Origin of the sequence: Legionella cherrii (genome assembly GCF_900635815.1) — a bacterium.
GTDB lineage: Bacteria > Pseudomonadota > Gammaproteobacteria > Legionellales > Legionellaceae > Legionella > Legionella cherrii.
In genome coordinates this window covers 289394-305847 of sequence record NZ_LR134173.1, presented here as the reverse complement: position 1 = coordinate 305847, position 16454 = coordinate 289394, and the positions used below count along the sequence as shown (strand labels likewise).

The following is a 16454-nucleotide window of genomic DNA, read 5'->3' as shown; positions in this document are numbered from 1 at the left end:
GCCGAAACCCGGGAATTCTGATGCCTGGGTTTTATACACTACATCCTAGACTACATATAAGAAACGTGTTCAAACTAAGTCCTGTTCCCATTTTGCTAACTTGAGCCAAGACAGTACAATGAAACAGGTCTTAATGGATTTGGAGCACAAGGTGACCATACCAGCAAATTCCCTTTATCGTTGTGAACAAATTAGATCTTGTGAACAACAAGCAACATCTTTGTTTCAATTAGATGAAAATGAATTAATGTCACGGGCGGGAGCCGAGGCTTTTTTACTTATAAAAAAGCTTTATCCGCATGTGCGCCACATTGCCGTATATTGTGGCGCAGGTAATAATGCAGGGGATGGGTATGTGGTTGCACGGTTAGCGCATGAACATGGAATACTGGTCACAATATACCAATGTAAGGCCGTGGCTGATCTGCCTTTCGCCGCGCAACATGCTGCTTTAATGGCAATCAATGCTGGGGTTGAGTGCCAAGCTGCGGATGAATCTTTAGATAGTGAAGCCGAGTTAATTATTGATGCCCTGTTAGGGATTGGTCTGAGAGGACCGGTACATGGAGTTATTGCATCGGCGATCCATCAGATCAATGCCAGCGGGCTACCTGTTGTAGCTCTAGATATTCCATCGGGTCTTAATGCCGATACAGGAAAGGTTGAAAACTTTTGTGTTAAAGCCAATACGACCATAACGTTCATTGCCCAGAAAGTGGGGATGTATACTGCAGATGGTCCAGATTATTGTGGTGATATTCATTGTTGTTCGTTACAACTTGAGCCCTGTGTGTCCAACCTCATTCCTGCTGCACGTCTTCTAAGCTCTGCCACGCTCTCTTTACCACTTGCGGAACGTAAAAAAAATTCGCATAAGGGCAATTATGGCCATGTTTTAATAATTGGCGGAGGTCCAGGCATGCCTGGCGCGATTAGTTTGGCCGCGAAAGCTGCGATGCGAACTGGTGCAGGCGCAGTAACTGTCGCAACTTGGCCTGAACATGCAAAAAATGCCTTATCATTAATTCCAGAAGCAATGGTGTGCGGGGTAAAAACTGCTAAAGAGTTAATGCCTCTTTTAGCCCGTGCTTCAGTCTGTATTATTGGCCCTGGCCTAGGGGAGAGTGAATGGGCGATTAACCTATTTTTGACTGCTATTACGTCACAATTGCCTATGGTTATCGATGCATCCGCATTAAGATTGTTATCCGAGCATGCACAAGTGGATGATAATTGGATTTTAACACCCCATCCTGGTGAAGCGGCTTGCCTGTTGTCTTGTTCGACTGATTTGATTCAGAAAGATAGATATCAAGCAGCAGCAAACATCCAACAACAATATGGTGGGGTCGTTGTGTTAAAAGGTGCCGGCACAGTGATTCAAACTGCTGAAAAAGATACTTTTGTTTGTCCTCGGGGTAATCCAGCAATGGCTAGCGCTGGCATGGGTGATGTATTAAGCGGTATTATTGCAGGCCTTTGTGCTCAAGGATTTTCTTTAGCTGATGCAGCGCAGTGTGGTGTTTGGGCGCATGCAGTTGCAGGAGACCAGGTAGCCAAAGAATTGGGAGGCGCTGGATTATTGGCCAGTGATTTATTCGATGTGTTACCTCATATTTTAAATTACCCTGAATGATGATAAATAGCGAATTAGATACAGCAAGATTAGATTTACCTGATGAAAAGGCAAGTGAACAGTTTGCCGCTCGATTGGCAAAGTGTCTTTGTCCTTCCTTAATCATGACCTTCAGTGGCGATCTGGGGGCAGGTAAAACCACCATTATTCGCGCCATGTTAAGGCATCTTGGGGTTCAATCTGCGATTAAAAGTCCTACTTTTTCGTTAGTAGAAAGCTATACATGCAATCATGTGACCATCCATCATTTTGATCTCTATCGAATACATCATGAAGAGGAGCTGGAATATTTAGGATTCAGGGATTATTTTACGCAAGGGAGTATTTGTTGCATTGAATGGGCTGAAAATGCAGGAAAAGCATTGCCTAATGTGGATATTCGTTTTAAGTTAAGTATTAAAGGGGCTGGACGTGAAATGCAAATAATGGCATTGAGCACAGAGGGTAAAAGAATTTTAGCTCGCCTGGCAGGTGAAACATGATATTTCGCTCATGGTGTTTTGTTGTAATGTGTCTTTGTTCTATTGCCACATTTAGTGCTCAACTTAAGTCCATTGTATTGAAACAACAAGGAAATCAAACTTCCCTTTTTCTAACAATCAATGGACCATTTACGCATAAAGTGTTCTTTTTAACTAATCCCCAGCGAGTTGTATTGGATTTAAAGGAAACACAACTCGCTGTAGATTTAAATCAACTGGGTTTAATCAATGGGTTGGTGAGACAAGTTCGAAGTGGGCGTTCTGATCCGCGAACTTTAAGATTAGTTTTCGAGGTCAATCAACAAGTACAACTGCGTTCAGCTCCATGGAAGCCTAATGGGGCTTTTGGCGGTGTGCGTGTTGATTTATTACATAGCGGTCGTCTTGCTCAGCCGATTGCAGCAAATAGTCCTCCCAAGACTGCTCCCGTATTGCCCAGAAAAGCCAATATAAAGAATATACAACCAGCAAAAGTGCCTGTAAAAACTGCAGCGAAACAGCCAGTTCATCCTATTTTAGCAAATCAACAACCTATTAAGGTCAGTGGTAGGCCTTCCAAGTTGCGTGATGTGATTGTTGTTTTGGACGCGGGTCATGGAGGCAAAGACCCTGGCGCTCGAGGTCCTCATCACAGCCGGGAAAAAGACGTTGTTTTGGCAATTACTTTGAAGTTAAAACAATTAATTGATAGGCAACCGGGGATGCGTGCAGTATTAACCCGTTCCGGAGATTATTATGTAGGGTTGCGACAACGCCTGGATATTGCCAGAAAATATAATGGGGATATATTTGTGGCCATTCATGCGGATGCATTCAATAATCCTCATTCAAATGGTGCTTCAGTATTTGCTTTATCACAACGAGGGGCCACGAGTGAGGCGGCACGCTGGCTTGCAGAAAAAGAAAACTATTCCGAATTAGGTGGCGTGAATTTAGGTGATTTGGATGATCAGAATGGTGTAGTACGCTCGGTTCTCATTGATTTGTCACAAACAGCAACAATTAATGCAGGGTTGCAAATGGGGGGGCGCGTTTTAAATCAACTGGGTAATTTTACCAATTTACATAATAACAAAGTGGAGCAGGCTGGTTTTGTCGTGTTGAAGTCAGCTGATATTCCTTCCATTTTAGTGGAAACAGGGTTTATTTCAAATCCCATAGAAGAACGTAATTTAACAAACCCTAGTTATCAAGCGCGTTTGAGTCAGGCTATTTTCCAAGGGATTAAAGGATACTTCTGGGAAAATCCTCCTCATGGATCTCGCATCGAGGCAATGACAACAAACAATGTCCATTTAGTTCGTGCGGGGGAAACCTTACCCGCCATAGCCGCACGCTATCATGTTTCGGTTGCAGCCCTCCAATCCACAAATCATTTACGCGGCATTACCCTACTTAAGCCGGGGCAGAAATTGGTGATTCCTCCGGCATGGGCATAAGAATTCAGCAACTACCACCGCTTATCGCCAATCAGATTGCTGCGGGCGAAGTTATAGAGCGACCTGCATCGGTCGTCAAAGAACTATTGGAAAATTCTTTTGATGCGGGGGCTGACATCATAACCATCGAAATAGGTTATGGTGGCCTCAATCAAATTAAGATCAGTGATAATGGAACAGGCATCCTTGCAGAAGATTTACCTTTGGCAATTGCCGCTCATGCGACCAGTAAAATTAATTCATTGGATGACTTGTATGCAATTGATAGCATGGGATTTCGTGGTGAAGCATTGGCCAGTATTGCTTCCGTAGCAAAAGTTACAATCAGTTCTAAACCGGAAGAGCAAGAGACGGCGGCAATGTTACGTGTACAAGGTACTGAACGGTCTATTTCTCCCTGTGCACGCAGTGTAGGAACTACAGTGGATGTGGTTGATTTATTTTTTAATGCACCAGTTCGGAAACGATTTTTAAAGAGTGAAAAACTGGAGTTTCAAGCGATTGAAACTGTGGTGAAACGTTTTGCTTTGAGTGCGCCCAAAATTGCGCTTACCCTCAAACATAATGGAAAACAAATTTTATCGTTGCCTGCAGCAACAAACGAACAAGCCTGCTTAACACGTATAACCCGGATATTGGGTCATGCTTTTATTAAAGATTCCATTTATCTTGATGTAGAGCATGGGGCAATGAAACTCACTGGATGGATAAGTGGTCCCAATTTTCAGCGCAGTCAGAATGATCGACTGTGGGTTTATATTAATCAGCGCATGGTAAAGGATAAGTTGGTAAACCAGGCCCTAAAACAGGCTTATGATGGTTTGTTACATCCTGGACGATTTCCTGCATGTGTGTTGTACCTTACGATGAACCATGCGGAAGTGGATGTGAACGTTCATCCAACCAAGCATGAAGTACGCTTTCAGCAACCTCGGTTGGTATTTGATTTTTTTACTTCCCAATTGAGTGCGGCATTGAAATCAAAACATGATATTGAGGATGCCGCTTCATATGTCTTATTCGAACCATCAGCTCAAGGTAAAAATCAAGAGGTTTATGAACCCTATCCTAAATTGACTGAATTCAATAGAACGCCTGATACTTCGGAAACTGAATTACCTTGGGTCGTTTTAACCAATAGGTACATTTTAACCTTTATTCATCAGCAACCGCATGTTATTGATGTAGTGGCATTACATCAATATAAACTGGAAAAGCAAATTTCCCAATTGGTTTTGCCTCTAGCCAGTAGGCCTTTATTGGTGCCGATTCGATATTCTCTGCCTTTAAAACTCCAAAACCACAAAGAACATTTGGAGCAGGGCCTCAAACTGTTAGGAGTGGGTCTTGAGTGGATTGGAGAGCATGAAGTGCAGATTCGTAGTATTCCTCTGTGTATGCCCTATTTGGATTTGCGTTTGTTCTTGGATTCTGTTGCGGAATGTGGTGTAGTTCAGCAGAGCACATTAATGGAGTTAATGAGTCGCTCACAAGTATTTGATCCTAGACTGCTTAGTTTAGAGGAAAAAATGGATTTAAATGAGCTGCTGTTACGTACTTATAAAGAGGGCAATCAGCAGCCTGGATTGTTTAGAGTATTAACAAATGAAGTGTGTAGCAAGTTAGTGGGGGCCTGTTAATTGCTGATTTTAGTCAGGACTTATTAACAACCCTCACCCCTACCCCTCTCCCACCGGAGGGAGAGGGGATGCCCTCTTAAAATAAATTAAAATTCTTTTCACACATGTAGGGACAAGATGAAGCTCTTTCTCACATGTAGGGCAAAGATAAAAATCCCTCCTCCCTGAAGGGAGAAGGTGCCCTTAAGGGCGGATGAGGGTAAACTTATGGCTGTTTTATCGAGATCTTGAATGGTTAAATTGATTTTTTGTTTAATGGGACCTACTGCATCAGGGAAGACGTCTTTAGCGTGTGAATTGGTAACACGTTATCCTTTTGAAATTATTAGCGTTGATTCCGCAATGATTTATCGGGGTATGGATATTGGGACTGCCAAACCAACTCCTCAGGAGTTGCATAGCGCGCCACATCATTTAATCAATATTAAGGATCCTGTTGAGTCCTACTCTGCTGCTCAATTTTGTACTGACGCCTTATCTTTATGTGACGAAATTTTCAAAAATGGCAAAATTCCTCTTCTTGTAGGGGGAACGATGATGTATTTTAATGCGTTACAAAAAGGGTTGTCTAATTTGCCCGAAGCGGATCCAGTTGTACGTCAGCAGTTAGAAGAAGAGGCAGCTTTATGTGGTTGGGCTGTTCTCCATCAAAAATTAGAACATCTTGATCCAGAATCTGCTGCACGTATTCATGCTCATGATGCACAACGAATTCAACGTGCCCTAGAGGTATATTATTTGACCGGTAAGACATTGTCCTCCTTTCTTGTTCAACCCAATGAAAAAACGGACTATCACTTTGTGAATTTTATTCTTTTCCCTGAGCAGAGAGCATGGTTGCACGAACGGATAGCACAACGCTTTGATCAGATGCTTACCGAAGGCTTTATTGAAGAGGTGAAACAGTTACAGCAAAAATGGAATCTAACCATGAACTTGCCAGCAATGCGTTGTGTAGGGTATAGGCAGGTACTTGAATACTTGCAAGATGATTTTGATTATTCCCTCATGCGTGATAAAGGGATTGCAGCGACGCGGCAATTGGCGAAACGCCAGTTAACCTGGCTTAGGCATTGGGGAGAAGCATTCTATTATGATCCACAAAATGAGGCTTTTCGCGATGAGATTATAGCGAAAATTGGGGAAATATTAGATAATCCTACCAAACACGTATCAAAGGAACATCATGTCAAAAGTTAAAAAAGAACCAGCAAGTACCGAAAAAAATTATATAGTCCATCGTAATGAATTACCTTTGAGTTGTCCAACAAAGGATATGGTTGTGTGGAATGCTCATCCTAAGGTTTATTTGCCTATTGAAAAAACTGGAGTGGAAGTTTGTCCTTATTGTGGTTCGCGGTTTGTTTTACAGAATGATTAAATCTATTTGTATTGTACGTTTATCTGCATTAGGTGATGTTCTAATGGCTGTTCCGCTCATTAGAACGTTGCAAGCCAGTCTCCCACAAGCCAAGTTGACTTGGATCATTTCCAAGCCTGCTTTTGATTTGGTGGAAGGGATGGATGGTGTGGAGTTTATTTTAATCGACAAGCCGAACAGTGTTGTGGATTATTGGCGCTTTAAAAGACAAATGAAAGGGCGTTCGTTCGATGTATTACTGGCGCCACAAGCAAGTCTTAGGACTAATCTACTCTATCCCCTGATTAGAGCAAAACGAAAAATAGGTTATGACGAGCACCGAGCCAATGATGCTCATGGTTTATTTGTTAATGAACGAATTACTCCAGGCTTAGAGCATACCTTGGATGGTTTTTTAAAATTTGCACAGGCACTAGGAATAAAGGAGCGTGTTATTCGCTGGGATTTACCTATTGCTCCTGCAGATTATGAATGGGCGGAAGAGCACTTACCCAAACAAGGCCCTATTTTAGTAATTAATCCCGCCGCCAGTAAACCTGAGCGTAGTTGGCCTATTGCTCGATATATTGAAGTCTTGCAACGAGCCCAGGAAAAATGGAACGTGCAAGTGGTTATCACTGGAGGGCCGATTGATTTTGATAAACATTTGGCAGAACAAATAGCTCAAGTTATCCCTGCAATAAATCTCGTTGGCAAAACGAGACCCAAACAATTATTAGCGCTCATAAGCAAAGCGAACGTTGTTCTTTGCCCTGACACCGGGCCTTCACATATGTCCACTGCGGTAAATACCCCTGTTATTGCGTTGCACGCCGTGACTAACCCGCTTATTTCTGGTCCTTATCTTTTTCAACATTTAGTGGTCAATCGCTATCCTGAAGCAGCAGAAAAAATTCTCGGTTGCAAGCGCATTGAGGATGTTTGGGGGCAGCATGTACACGGTGACGAACCCATGCAATTGATTTCCGTTGATGAGGTAATGGAAAAGTTAGCAGCTGTTTTAGATGGATGTCGTCAATAGCACATAAATGAGCGGACTATGTCAACTTCAGTACCTCGAACCTCATCCACATACCCGGCTTGGGTGAAATTCGAGTTTCAACCGTCCCTAGGCTGTCGTTAGTTGTTTGAACGCTTGCCATTTGTTTCTCTACCACACTACTGTGGTGCTGCTTTATTGGTTCTTACTAATGCATTTTTTTATTGTAAGCCATCTCTAACTGATTTTCTAACTCAGTCTCAAACGAGGGGCACTCCACTTCATTGCCTCCATTATTAAAACAGCTGCCCCAAAAAGGAAATGTGGTTGATTGCTGTTTTTTCGGTCGAGTATATGGGGGCTCTTGATCACAAACCAGTTCGCTTTGATAACCAGTGGGGGTGTGTTTGTGGATTTTTGCATGAGATGATTCTGTAGGCGAGCTGGCTTCCTGATATCGCTTTGCCTCTTCTTGCAAATGTTCTAGAGGTTGTTCTTTAAAGCGATAGACATTCATAAAAATCATGCATGCTTGAAGAATCATTAATGTGACGCCAACTACTGGATTAAGAGTCAAACCCACTGCAACCAATAACCCACCAGAAACCAAGATGGAGCCGAGATTATAGGCCAAGCTCATGGCCAGATTTTGATTAATATTGGATACCGTTTGTTTGGAGATTGCAAAAACTGAAGCGATAGGTAGTAGCATTCCTTTATGAATGACCACTCCTGCTGCTTCTTGCGTTAAAACATCACTGCTGTCCGATATTACGGCTATGCCTAAGTCACTGACTTTCATTCCAGGGGTATCATTTCCCGCATCGCCTACCATGGCTACTTTATGTCCTTTCTTCCTTAAAGCAAGAATACGGGAAGTTTTGGACAGGGCATTTTCATGTTGATCATTGTCTTCTAGAGAGGTTGGCTTGCAGCCGGCATAAACGTTTTCGATGCCAAGCGCTCTAGCATAACGAATGGCTGTTTCTTCATCTGCTCCGGTACACAAGCAGATTTCTTTCCCCATTGCCTTTAATGTACGGATAGTACAATAGGCATCTTCACGTAGCGGATCGGTGATAACCATGAATCCAATTACAGAATTTTGACGTGCTACATAGACTACCTGATCCCCTGCTTCTAATTTGGGTTGTTTGAATTTAGCGGGAATTGAAATGTTTTTTTCTTTCATTAGCGTCATGCTGCCAATAGTATATTTTTTATTCCTTATTACCCCAGAAACTCCAGAATGATGAGAGTCATCAAGATCCGTAACTTCATAATGTGATACCTCATGTTGTTTGGTAAACGAATAAATCGCTTGTCCTATGGAATGAGTTGATTTTTTTTCTAGGGCCGAACAATAGGAGAGTAACTCTGATTCGGTAAGTCCACTCTCATCAAATAGATACAGTTCTTTGATATTAGGAACCCCTGTTGTAAGGGTGCCATTCAAATCAAAAATTACCGTGTCGATTTGTTCTGCGTGTTGTAATGTTTTGGCACTATTAAATGTCACTCCATTTTCTGCTGCTTTGTGCATTCCTGTTTTTACCGCAAAAGGCGTAATTAACCCTAGAGTACAGGGGCAAGCACTTACTAAAACCGATACGGCGCACTGAATTGCGATAGCGGCGGGATAAAAGAGGCCGATAAGGACTCCAGAGGCCACTGCCAATGCAATTACGGTTGGGATAAAATAAGTTAATAGTTGTTCGGTTTTTAATTCAATGGGTGCAGCTTCCAACGCCGATGCTTCTATTGCCTTATCGAGCCGTGCCAGGTAGGATTCTTTGTGATTTTTTGTGACACGAATAGCTAAAGGGTTTGCATGGCTGGCTAAGCGCATGCCAGCCACTACTTTTGCTTGTGGAGGAAAATAATGAGGGAGGGTAGCTCCTGTAATGATGGTATTGTATATGATACTTTCATTTTCACAGGTGCCATCAAGAGGTATAACTTCTCCCGGATGCACAATAATCACGTCGTCTTTATTAATCAACTCTAAACTAATTTCATCAAAGCCATCAGTACTCTTTTTTCTTACAACCGAAGGAACTCTGTCCTGAAACTTTGTGGTGCCAATTTTTTCTTTAATGGTATCTTCTATCGCAATACCTATATGTCTAAAGCCATAAATAAGCAACCCGGCTTCAAACATCATAGGAAGCCAAGGTACAAAGAGTGAGGCGATTGAGCAAACTATGATGGAAGCAGTACTGAGCGCAAATAAACTGTCCATAGTTAATTTTTTGCTTTTGGTCAATTTTATCCAAGCGTCATAATAGGAGTTATAACCAAGTAATAGGGTTAATAGAGTACTAAAAACAGCAAGAGACGCGATCACAGGAAGTGAGAGTCCGCCGGTTGCAAGACAAAGGATAAGTACTGCCACTCCTGACACGCATCCGACTGCACCAAGAAACCAATGTGAGTTAAAAAATTTTTTGATTTTATTGATGGTTTGCTTAAAGGGTGTTAGTTGCTCCGCCGGTGTTTGCGGTGCGTCCTTTTTATCCGGTTGATATTCATATCTTCTACATGTAAAACCGACCTCTTCAATATGGTTCTTAAGTTCCAACCAGATTTCCTGATCAACTCGTTTTTCTTCATCATCCTCTTTAACAATTACGGTTACTTTTTTAGGATCTGGTGTAGTGATGTCTGCGTGAAAATGTATCATCCTGTTAGAGAGTTGGCCTTGCAGATAACTTCTAATAGTCCCACTGCAGTTAGCACAGGTCATCCCATCAACATAAAAAATATAGCTTCTGGATTTAGGCATATAGGCTCGTCAATTAAGAGTTATTTTATTAAGACTTGATATTTTTCTTATTGTTGTTAGGTCCTGAATTTTCTGGCTTAATTGCTCATATTTTCTGAGACAGGTCTGACTTAGTCTTTGAAAAAAAAGACGTTTTACTTAGGTTTATAAAACATCAAGCCTTAAGTTTATTAAAAAACAGAAAGTTATAATATGCGTGAAATCATATCACATGCATCATTTTTTGCACCATCTTTTTAAAAGTGCTTAGGAGATTACTCGAAGTCGTCTTTGAATTGATAAGAAATTCAAAGGCTGGCGATGAAATGATTGAGCTAAAATAAATCAGGGTGAAATGGCTCTTTCACCCTGAAGGGATATAAGGGAGTTATTGTCCCGCATTCAGATCTGCATTTGGTGCGCCTGAACGAACGCTTTGTAACAACAAGATGCTATTCGTCATTAAAAGACGCTCATGGATTTGACGATCTAAATAAAGTTGATAATTAATCTCAGCGAGTAAGATCGCAATTTCTTTTTCTACAGTAGCAGGAGCTGCAGTGTTAAGTTGAGTTATCCATTGGCTACCACCTGATTGGCCAGTACCGCTTGACCCAGTACCAGTAGTTCCAGTACTACCAGTGCCAGTGGTACCACCCGCACCAGCATTAGGGAATAACCGCCAAGTGGCCATATTGTACTCACTTAAGGCTTGGCTCATTGGCGTGAGATTTTGACCTTGCTGACTTCCCTGTGCATTCTGAGGGGGGGATTGAGGCATTCTTTTCGACATAATAAAGTAGAGGTTACTTATTCCTACTGAGCTTTGAGCTGCGTAGGTACGTAAGCTTGCAAGATATTTAGAAATTGTTTGTGTCGCCTGAACTTGTTGCGGAGTAGGAGCGCCGCCGCTGTTGGATGAGCTAGGAATCGTCTTCTGTACCAATTGATCATAGTCATACCATTTTGGTAATTTTATAGGAACAATACTCCCGGTAACGTAACGTATAAAATTGTTGGCGAGTTGTTCTTGATTTTGCGCGGTGAGGCCGTTATTTGTTCCGGTACCCACCCCAAGACTATCGGTTGAATACATTAATGGACCAGTTAATGCGTTGCTGTTAAGCTGATTTAAAAATTGTGAAATGTATTGGCCGTTAAAAAAAGTAGTCGCATTGGGGATGTATGCTCCTATTGCATTAGCAGATACTAAAGTGCCATACAGGTAGCCGCAATTCTCAGTCATGGTAGTTGGAGACTGGTCATATTTCATACAATAACTAATATCCGGTGTTCCTAAAATATTGAGTACCGCTTGGCTAATTGGCTCTTGTTGAAAAGATCCCTGACCTTGACTGCCACCTTGTATTTGATTGAACAATGGATTCGCAGTGAAGCCTAGGGCACTACCACCTGATTGATTCGATTGAACTGATTGATCGAATAATGGATTCGCAGTAACTGTTGACTGGCCAGAGGAGCCAGAAGAGCTCGAACCATTAAAGCCATTAAATGTATTATTAACCAGCTGATTAATCGCTGAAGCAGTCGGAATATTCGTAGGCACTAGCTGAGAGAAGGGAGTTGCGGCACTTTCATTGCCTCCACTATTCTGATTACTACCACTTGTAAACGTATTGACGGGAATCGCACCTAAATAAGTGTAAAGCATATAGGTTTGCGCCAGTTGTGCAACAGGTAGGTTGATTAGATTGTAGTTGAGTATGTAGGTTTGGGGATTTTGAGGCTGTTGCGTTACATCAAAACCCAAATAACTACCAAAATTTTGGAAATATTGGACGAGTTTTCGGGTATTCGTAGACGTTTCTTGTTGATTGTATAAATTGGTTGTATTGTCTGCTGCAGCAGGAAAAACGGTAAAACAAAGCAGATTAAGCAATACAAATTTGGACGACGATAATTTCATTTATTCTTCCCCTTCAAGTGCACGTAAAACAAGTTTTAGCCGGTACTGGCAAAAAACTCGCGACAACAACCTTAAACGTTCAAATACAATATTTCTTTTGAGAAAAACTCCGGCTGAATCATGACTTCCTGTACTTGTTTCTTCTGCATGAATCAAGACTCGAGAGGCACTGCCCGGATGGACTGTATCAATTGCCTGCAGCAGACGTAGGCCTCTGCCTGATTTGATATTCCCTACGATGCGAATAAACTTTTCTTCTTCGGCTAACAGCCCCATGTCTATCTTTTCTATGTCGTCAAGTTCTCTGCCTAATTGCTCCATGGCCTGCTCAAACTCTGGATTTCCATCAAGAGTCCAATCCTCCACACTTTCCATAAAAGTAATCACTCTATAGATCATAGGATCAATATATTCAAACCAGTATTGTGCGGATGCTTCGTGACTAAGATCTGGCATTTTTTACTCTTTCTTTACTTATAATTAGCGGATGGACGAAACCATTACTTACTACTATAGTATATTATGAAAGGTAAAAGAAAGAAGTAAAATATATGAAAAAGCGGTCAAGAATAATTAAGCTAATTTCATCGATCCTTAATGTCCGTAGGTGGTTCGATTGGGAACGAATGAGGGCGTTTACTTTATATTTAGGAAATGGATTCAAACGCTTATTTGTACCCCAGAAAGCACCTACCGAGGGTGAATCATTCAGTGAAGCGATGAAGCTTCTGAATCTTAGCGAGGAAAATATACTTACGAAACAAAAATCATTGTTTCGTTTAAGTATACTTATGGTATTCGCCGCTGTTTTGATTTTTGTATACGCTGGATATCAGCTCTTTTACGGTTCGATAAGAGCGTTTCTTGTGAGCATTATTGTTACTATGATTGCACTAGTTTTAGCCTTCCGTTACCACTTTTGGTACTTTCAAATGAAAAATCGTAAGTTAGGGTGTACTTTTAATGAATGGTATAGGCAGGGGTTGTTGGGAGAGAAGAAATGAATAAGTTGTTAGTTACTCTACTCCTCCTTTTATTTCCTGGATTGGTTTTAGCGGATAGTAGTGGTGGTGCTTTGAGTTTTGCTCCTCCTGCGAGTGATTATTCTGTAGTATTTCTTGGTAATTTATTCGGTGTTGTTGATGGTGTTTTAAGTGGTACTGGCAGCCAAATTATGGGCAACATGTTTGCCGTATTTAACGCTGCTGTTTTGGCATTAGGTGGTATCATTATTATGTATACCCTCCTGGTAGCCACCATGAATACTGCTCATGAAGGGCAGATGCTTGGACAAAAGTGGTCCTCTATTTGGATTCCAATTCGCTCCACTGTCGGTTTAGCTTTATTGATCCCAAAGACCTCTGGTTATTGCTTAATGCAAATTTTTGTCATGTGGGTTGTTGTGCAAGGGGTTGGTGCTGCAGATAAAGTATGGAATGCTGCTTTAAGCTATTTGAATCGTGGTGGCGTTATTATTCAAGCACAACAGATAAATCCGGCCTCTGATTTAACCAATACTGGAACTACAGGTATTAGTGGTATTGCAAATGGTGTCGTCAATATCCTTGCTGGCCAAGTATGTATGTTGGGATTGCAGACTCAACTGACGACTCAAAGACAAGCCCTGCTGGATGCCCAATCGCAAAAAACAGGAGCGTGTTACTCCGCTGCTCAAGGTTCTACCATGCAGCAATTTTGTAATAATGTAGTTCCAGATTTCTTAGGCTCGGTCAATGCGGTTGCGGTTCAAAATGCTTCTCCAAATAGAAGTTCTTGGAGTGTAGACATGCCTAATTTTGATTCCAGTTCCCCTTATAGTTTTCTTAATGGAATCTGTGGCACCATTAAATGGAACAGTATTACCACCCTGAATTCCAACTTTGGCACCTTACTGTCTGGAAGTGCTAGTCCTAAACTGGATCAAAACGGTAATCCTGTAATAGGTAAAGATGGCCAGGTTGAAATGAATTATTTCACTGCAGGAAACAACGTGAAAGTTGGAAATAACACGTTAACTCCTGGAGAGATTGCCGCCACGCAGATGTCTCGCGCTATTGCAATCCAGCAAATGTATTCGGATTTGTCGCCAGTGGCTCGGTCTATGATAACCAATGATCCAGGAATACCGTTCAATCAAAAACCAAACCCAAGTGCTTATTCTGCAGTGGCAACGGAGCAATTCGGTGTACCCTATAAAAAAGATGGAACAGTGTGTGACAATTATAACAGCACTACTCCGCCAGATGATCGATGCGTGATTTGGGGGCCAGTGCCAGGATCTCCAATGGGTGGAACTTTGTTAAATGGTAATGAATTAATCAATGCGATAAATGATTACAATGGCATTATGATGCCAACGGTAAATCTATCCCGCCTGATTAATAATGCATCAGACAATGCTAAAGCCACTGACTTTATCAATAATGCCGAGATGCAAGGCTGGATTATGGCCGGTGCTTACTTTTTTAACTTGGTGGAGATTCAAGGAACGTCATCTATCGCGAATTCAGCTCAAACCGATTCAGGTACCGGATTGGATGGGAGTACCTTTAATCCTCAAGCGATTACGAGTCCATTTGTAATTGGCACCAATGGTACGAGTATTACTTGTGGTCCTGGAAACATGACGGATCAGGGTAAAGATTTTACCACATTATGTACTTGGTTTAATCAAGATAATGCTCCATTAAAAGCGGTGCAAGCGTTAATTACTTCAAGCGATACAGATAAAAAGCCCTCTTGGTCATCCTCGATGAAAAGTGATAAAACGCAGTCTGCATCTACAGTATATGGTTTTATTAACAATGGATTGATGATGCAAACTCCTGGTCAACCAGGGGTACAGCAACTCACTTTTGCAAACAGCATCAATTTCAGCGTGAACACATCTTTGTATCGATTACAACGACAAAACTTTTCTTGCGGTGAAGTAAAACCGTTCTTCTCGATTTGCCTGGGACAAATTCTTGGAAACATATTTTATAATATTATCTTAGTGACCGTATATAACCTGTTCCTTGATATTTTTGGCCAGATTATCAATAGTGTGGTTATGGCATTCTTGATGATTCCATTACAAGGAATGGCAACAATCTTCCAGCAGGGGCTTCAAATTATCGCGCAACCCGGGGTAAACCCAGTTGTTGCATTAGCCAATATGGGAAATGAGTACATCAATTTTGCAGGTAACTTATGGATGCTTTTATTGAATATGGCAGTATCCAGTGCGTTAATCCCGGTATTTGGTATCTTTATCTTTGCGATGATGTCTTTGGCTATGCCGCTGGTGATCGCCTGGGTGGGGGTCATGGTGAGTGTAGGCTTTACAACGGCCTATTATATTCCAATATTACCGTATATGATTTTCACTTTTGGTGCTCTGGGCTGGTTAATCTCCGTCATTGAAGCGATGGTTGCCGCACCTATTGTTGCATTGGGGGTGACCCATCCTGAGGGACATGACGCTTTTGGTAAAGGTGAGGCTGCGATCATGATCCTGGTTAATGTCTTCCTAAGACCTTCGATGATGATTATAGGATATATTTCTGCCATCGCATTATCTTACGTAGGCGTATGGGTTTTAAATGCCGGATATGATCAGGCTATCGCATTTATACAACGGCCTAATCAAGATCCAGCACATCTCGCGGCTGGATTCTGGTCGCAAGATGGTTCGGACTCGCCTTCTGGTACCGGTGGATATACGGATTGGGCGGGAATTTATGCATTCTTCTTCTCAATATTAACTTATACCTCTTTGTACTTAGTGATAATTCAAAAAGCATTCACACTAATATCCTATCTGCCAGATAAAGTTTTGCGATGGATTGGAGGTACTCCTGAAAGCTTGGGTCAAGAAACCGCACAATGGGGCGAGGAAGTAAAAGGTAAGACGCAAGAAGCAGGTAAGGAAACCCAGACCGCACAAGGACAAATCGATAAGACATTGGGTGGCTATGGTGTGAAAGGTGTTGGTATGGCTAAAGGTCTTTTAGGCAAAGCTGGCGGCGGTGGCGATGTTACTGCTCAGGGTAATGCGACTCCGAGTAGTGATAAGGATAATGAGAGTAAAAAAAAGTCTAGCCCGCCTAAGTCAGGGGGTAACGATTTAGGTGGTGCCGAGACGCCTGTAGCTAAATAATAGTGCTGAAAAAGATAATTACTTCATTGTTGATGTTGAAAGTTTTAAAAGCGCATTGTGATATA

At 41.8% G+C, this 16454-nt stretch carries 12 protein-coding genes; 9 read left to right on the top strand and 3 right to left on the bottom strand.

The genetic code is table 11. The features are described from left to right. The first annotated feature begins 118 nt into the window (after positions 1–118). The 7 genes from EL022_RS01245 to EL022_RS01215 all read left to right on the top strand — a co-directional run bounded on the left by EL022_RS01245 (position 119) and on the right by EL022_RS01215 (position 7599). Positions 119–1636, top strand: coding sequence for an NAD(P)H-hydrate dehydratase (locus EL022_RS01245; RefSeq protein WP_241972224.1), 1518 nt, complete (start codon positions 119–121; stop codon positions 1634–1636). Then, on the top strand, positions 1633–2118 hold the full coding sequence (gene tsaE / locus EL022_RS01240) for a tRNA (adenosine(37)-N6)-threonylcarbamoyltransferase complex ATPase subunit type 1 TsaE (RefSeq protein ID WP_028380721.1): 486 nt from the start codon (positions 1633–1635) through the stop codon (positions 2116–2118). The genes EL022_RS01245 and tsaE overlap by 4 nt, the downstream gene beginning before the upstream one ends. Beyond that, positions 2115–3557 carry an N-acetylmuramoyl-L-alanine amidase family protein gene (locus tag EL022_RS01235; protein WP_028380722.1) on the top strand — a complete coding sequence of 481 codons (1443 nt, stop codon included), beginning with the start codon at positions 2115–2117 and terminating at the stop codon, positions 3555–3557. Before tsaE ends, EL022_RS01235 begins: the two co-directional genes overlap by 4 nt. Next, positions 3548–5197: a DNA mismatch repair endonuclease MutL gene (gene mutL / locus EL022_RS01230; RefSeq protein ID WP_028380723.1), complete on the top strand. Its 1650-nt coding sequence runs from the start codon at positions 3548–3550 to the stop codon at positions 5195–5197. The genes EL022_RS01235 and mutL overlap by 10 nt, the downstream gene beginning before the upstream one ends. Before the next feature lie 231 nt (positions 5198–5428). Beyond that, complete coding sequence (gene miaA / locus EL022_RS01225) at positions 5429–6397, top strand: tRNA (adenosine(37)-N6)-dimethylallyltransferase MiaA (protein ID WP_028380724.1); 969 nt, start codon at positions 5429–5431, stop codon at positions 6395–6397. Beyond that, entirely contained in the window at positions 6384–6578 is a 195-nt protein-coding gene (locus EL022_RS01220; protein WP_028380725.1) for a zinc-finger domain-containing protein, read from the top strand. Before miaA ends, EL022_RS01220 begins: the two co-directional genes overlap by 14 nt. Then, positions 6571–7599: a glycosyltransferase family 9 protein gene (locus tag EL022_RS01215; RefSeq protein ID WP_028380726.1), complete on the top strand. Its 1029-nt coding sequence runs from the start codon at positions 6571–6573 to the stop codon at positions 7597–7599. Before EL022_RS01220 ends, EL022_RS01215 begins: the two co-directional genes overlap by 8 nt. 166 nt (positions 7600–7765) lie before the next feature. Here the strand turns inward: EL022_RS01215 and EL022_RS01210 are convergent, their stop codons facing one another. The 3 genes from EL022_RS01210 to icmW form a co-directional block, all read right to left on the bottom strand. Then, positions 7766–10342 (bottom strand): heavy metal translocating P-type ATPase, encoded by a 2577-nt coding sequence (locus EL022_RS01210; protein ID WP_051544431.1) that lies wholly within the window; start codon positions 10340–10342, stop codon positions 7766–7768. Between the two features lie 367 nt (positions 10343–10709). After that, positions 10710–12248, bottom strand: coding sequence for a type IVB secretion system protein IcmX (icmX, locus tag EL022_RS01205; protein WP_028380727.1), 1539 nt, complete (start codon positions 12246–12248; stop codon positions 10710–10712). Beyond that, positions 12249–12704, bottom strand: coding sequence for a type IVB secretion system protein IcmW (gene icmW / locus EL022_RS01200; RefSeq protein WP_028380728.1), 456 nt, complete (start codon positions 12702–12704; stop codon positions 12249–12251). 95 nt (positions 12705–12799) lie between these two features. Here icmW and icmV point away from each other — a divergent pair, with 95 nt between their 5' ends. Both icmV and dotA read left to right on the top strand, forming a co-directional pair. After that, the gene (gene icmV / locus EL022_RS16170; protein WP_028380729.1) at positions 12800–13252 is read left to right on the top strand and encodes a type IVB secretion system protein IcmV; all 453 of its coding nucleotides are present in this window, start codon (positions 12800–12802) and stop codon (positions 13250–13252) included. After that, entirely contained in the window at positions 13249–16389 is a 3141-nt protein-coding gene (gene dotA, locus EL022_RS01190) for a type IVB secretion system protein DotA (RefSeq protein WP_028380730.1), read from the top strand. Before icmV ends, dotA begins: the two co-directional genes overlap by 4 nt. The last annotated feature ends 65 nt before the right edge of the window (positions 16390–16454 follow it).

What these genes read in the sequence shown, in the direction of transcription:
- EL022_RS01245 (WP_241972224.1), top strand. Translation starts at nt 119, where the DNA reads ATGAAACAGGTCTTAATGGATTTGGAGCACAAGGTGACCATACCAGCA.
- tsaE (WP_028380721.1), top strand. Translation starts at nt 1,633, where the DNA reads ATGATGATAAATAGCGAATTAGATACAGCAAGATTAGATTTACCTGAT.
- EL022_RS01235 (WP_028380722.1), top strand. Translation starts at nt 2,115, where the DNA reads ATGATATTTCGCTCATGGTGTTTTGTTGTAATGTGTCTTTGTTCTATT.
- mutL (WP_028380723.1), top strand. Translation starts at nt 3,548, where the DNA reads ATGGGCATAAGAATTCAGCAACTACCACCGCTTATCGCCAATCAGATT.
- miaA (WP_028380724.1), top strand. Translation starts at nt 5,429, where the DNA reads ATGGTTAAATTGATTTTTTGTTTAATGGGACCTACTGCATCAGGGAAG.
- EL022_RS01220 (WP_028380725.1), top strand. Translation starts at nt 6,384, where the DNA reads ATGTCAAAAGTTAAAAAAGAACCAGCAAGTACCGAAAAAAATTATATA.
- EL022_RS01215 (WP_028380726.1), top strand. Translation starts at nt 6,571, where the DNA reads ATGATTAAATCTATTTGTATTGTACGTTTATCTGCATTAGGTGATGTT.
- EL022_RS01210 (WP_051544431.1), bottom strand. Translation starts at nt 10,342, where the DNA reads ATGCCTAAATCCAGAAGCTATATTTTTTATGTTGATGGGATGACCTGT.
- icmX (WP_028380727.1), bottom strand. Translation starts at nt 12,248, where the DNA reads ATGAAATTATCGTCGTCCAAATTTGTATTGCTTAATCTGCTTTGTTTT.
- icmW (WP_028380728.1), bottom strand. Translation starts at nt 12,704, where the DNA reads ATGCCAGATCTTAGTCACGAAGCATCCGCACAATACTGGTTTGAATAT.
- icmV (WP_028380729.1), top strand. Translation starts at nt 12,800, where the DNA reads ATGAAAAAGCGGTCAAGAATAATTAAGCTAATTTCATCGATCCTTAAT.
- dotA (WP_028380730.1), top strand. Translation starts at nt 13,249, where the DNA reads ATGAATAAGTTGTTAGTTACTCTACTCCTCCTTTTATTTCCTGGATTG.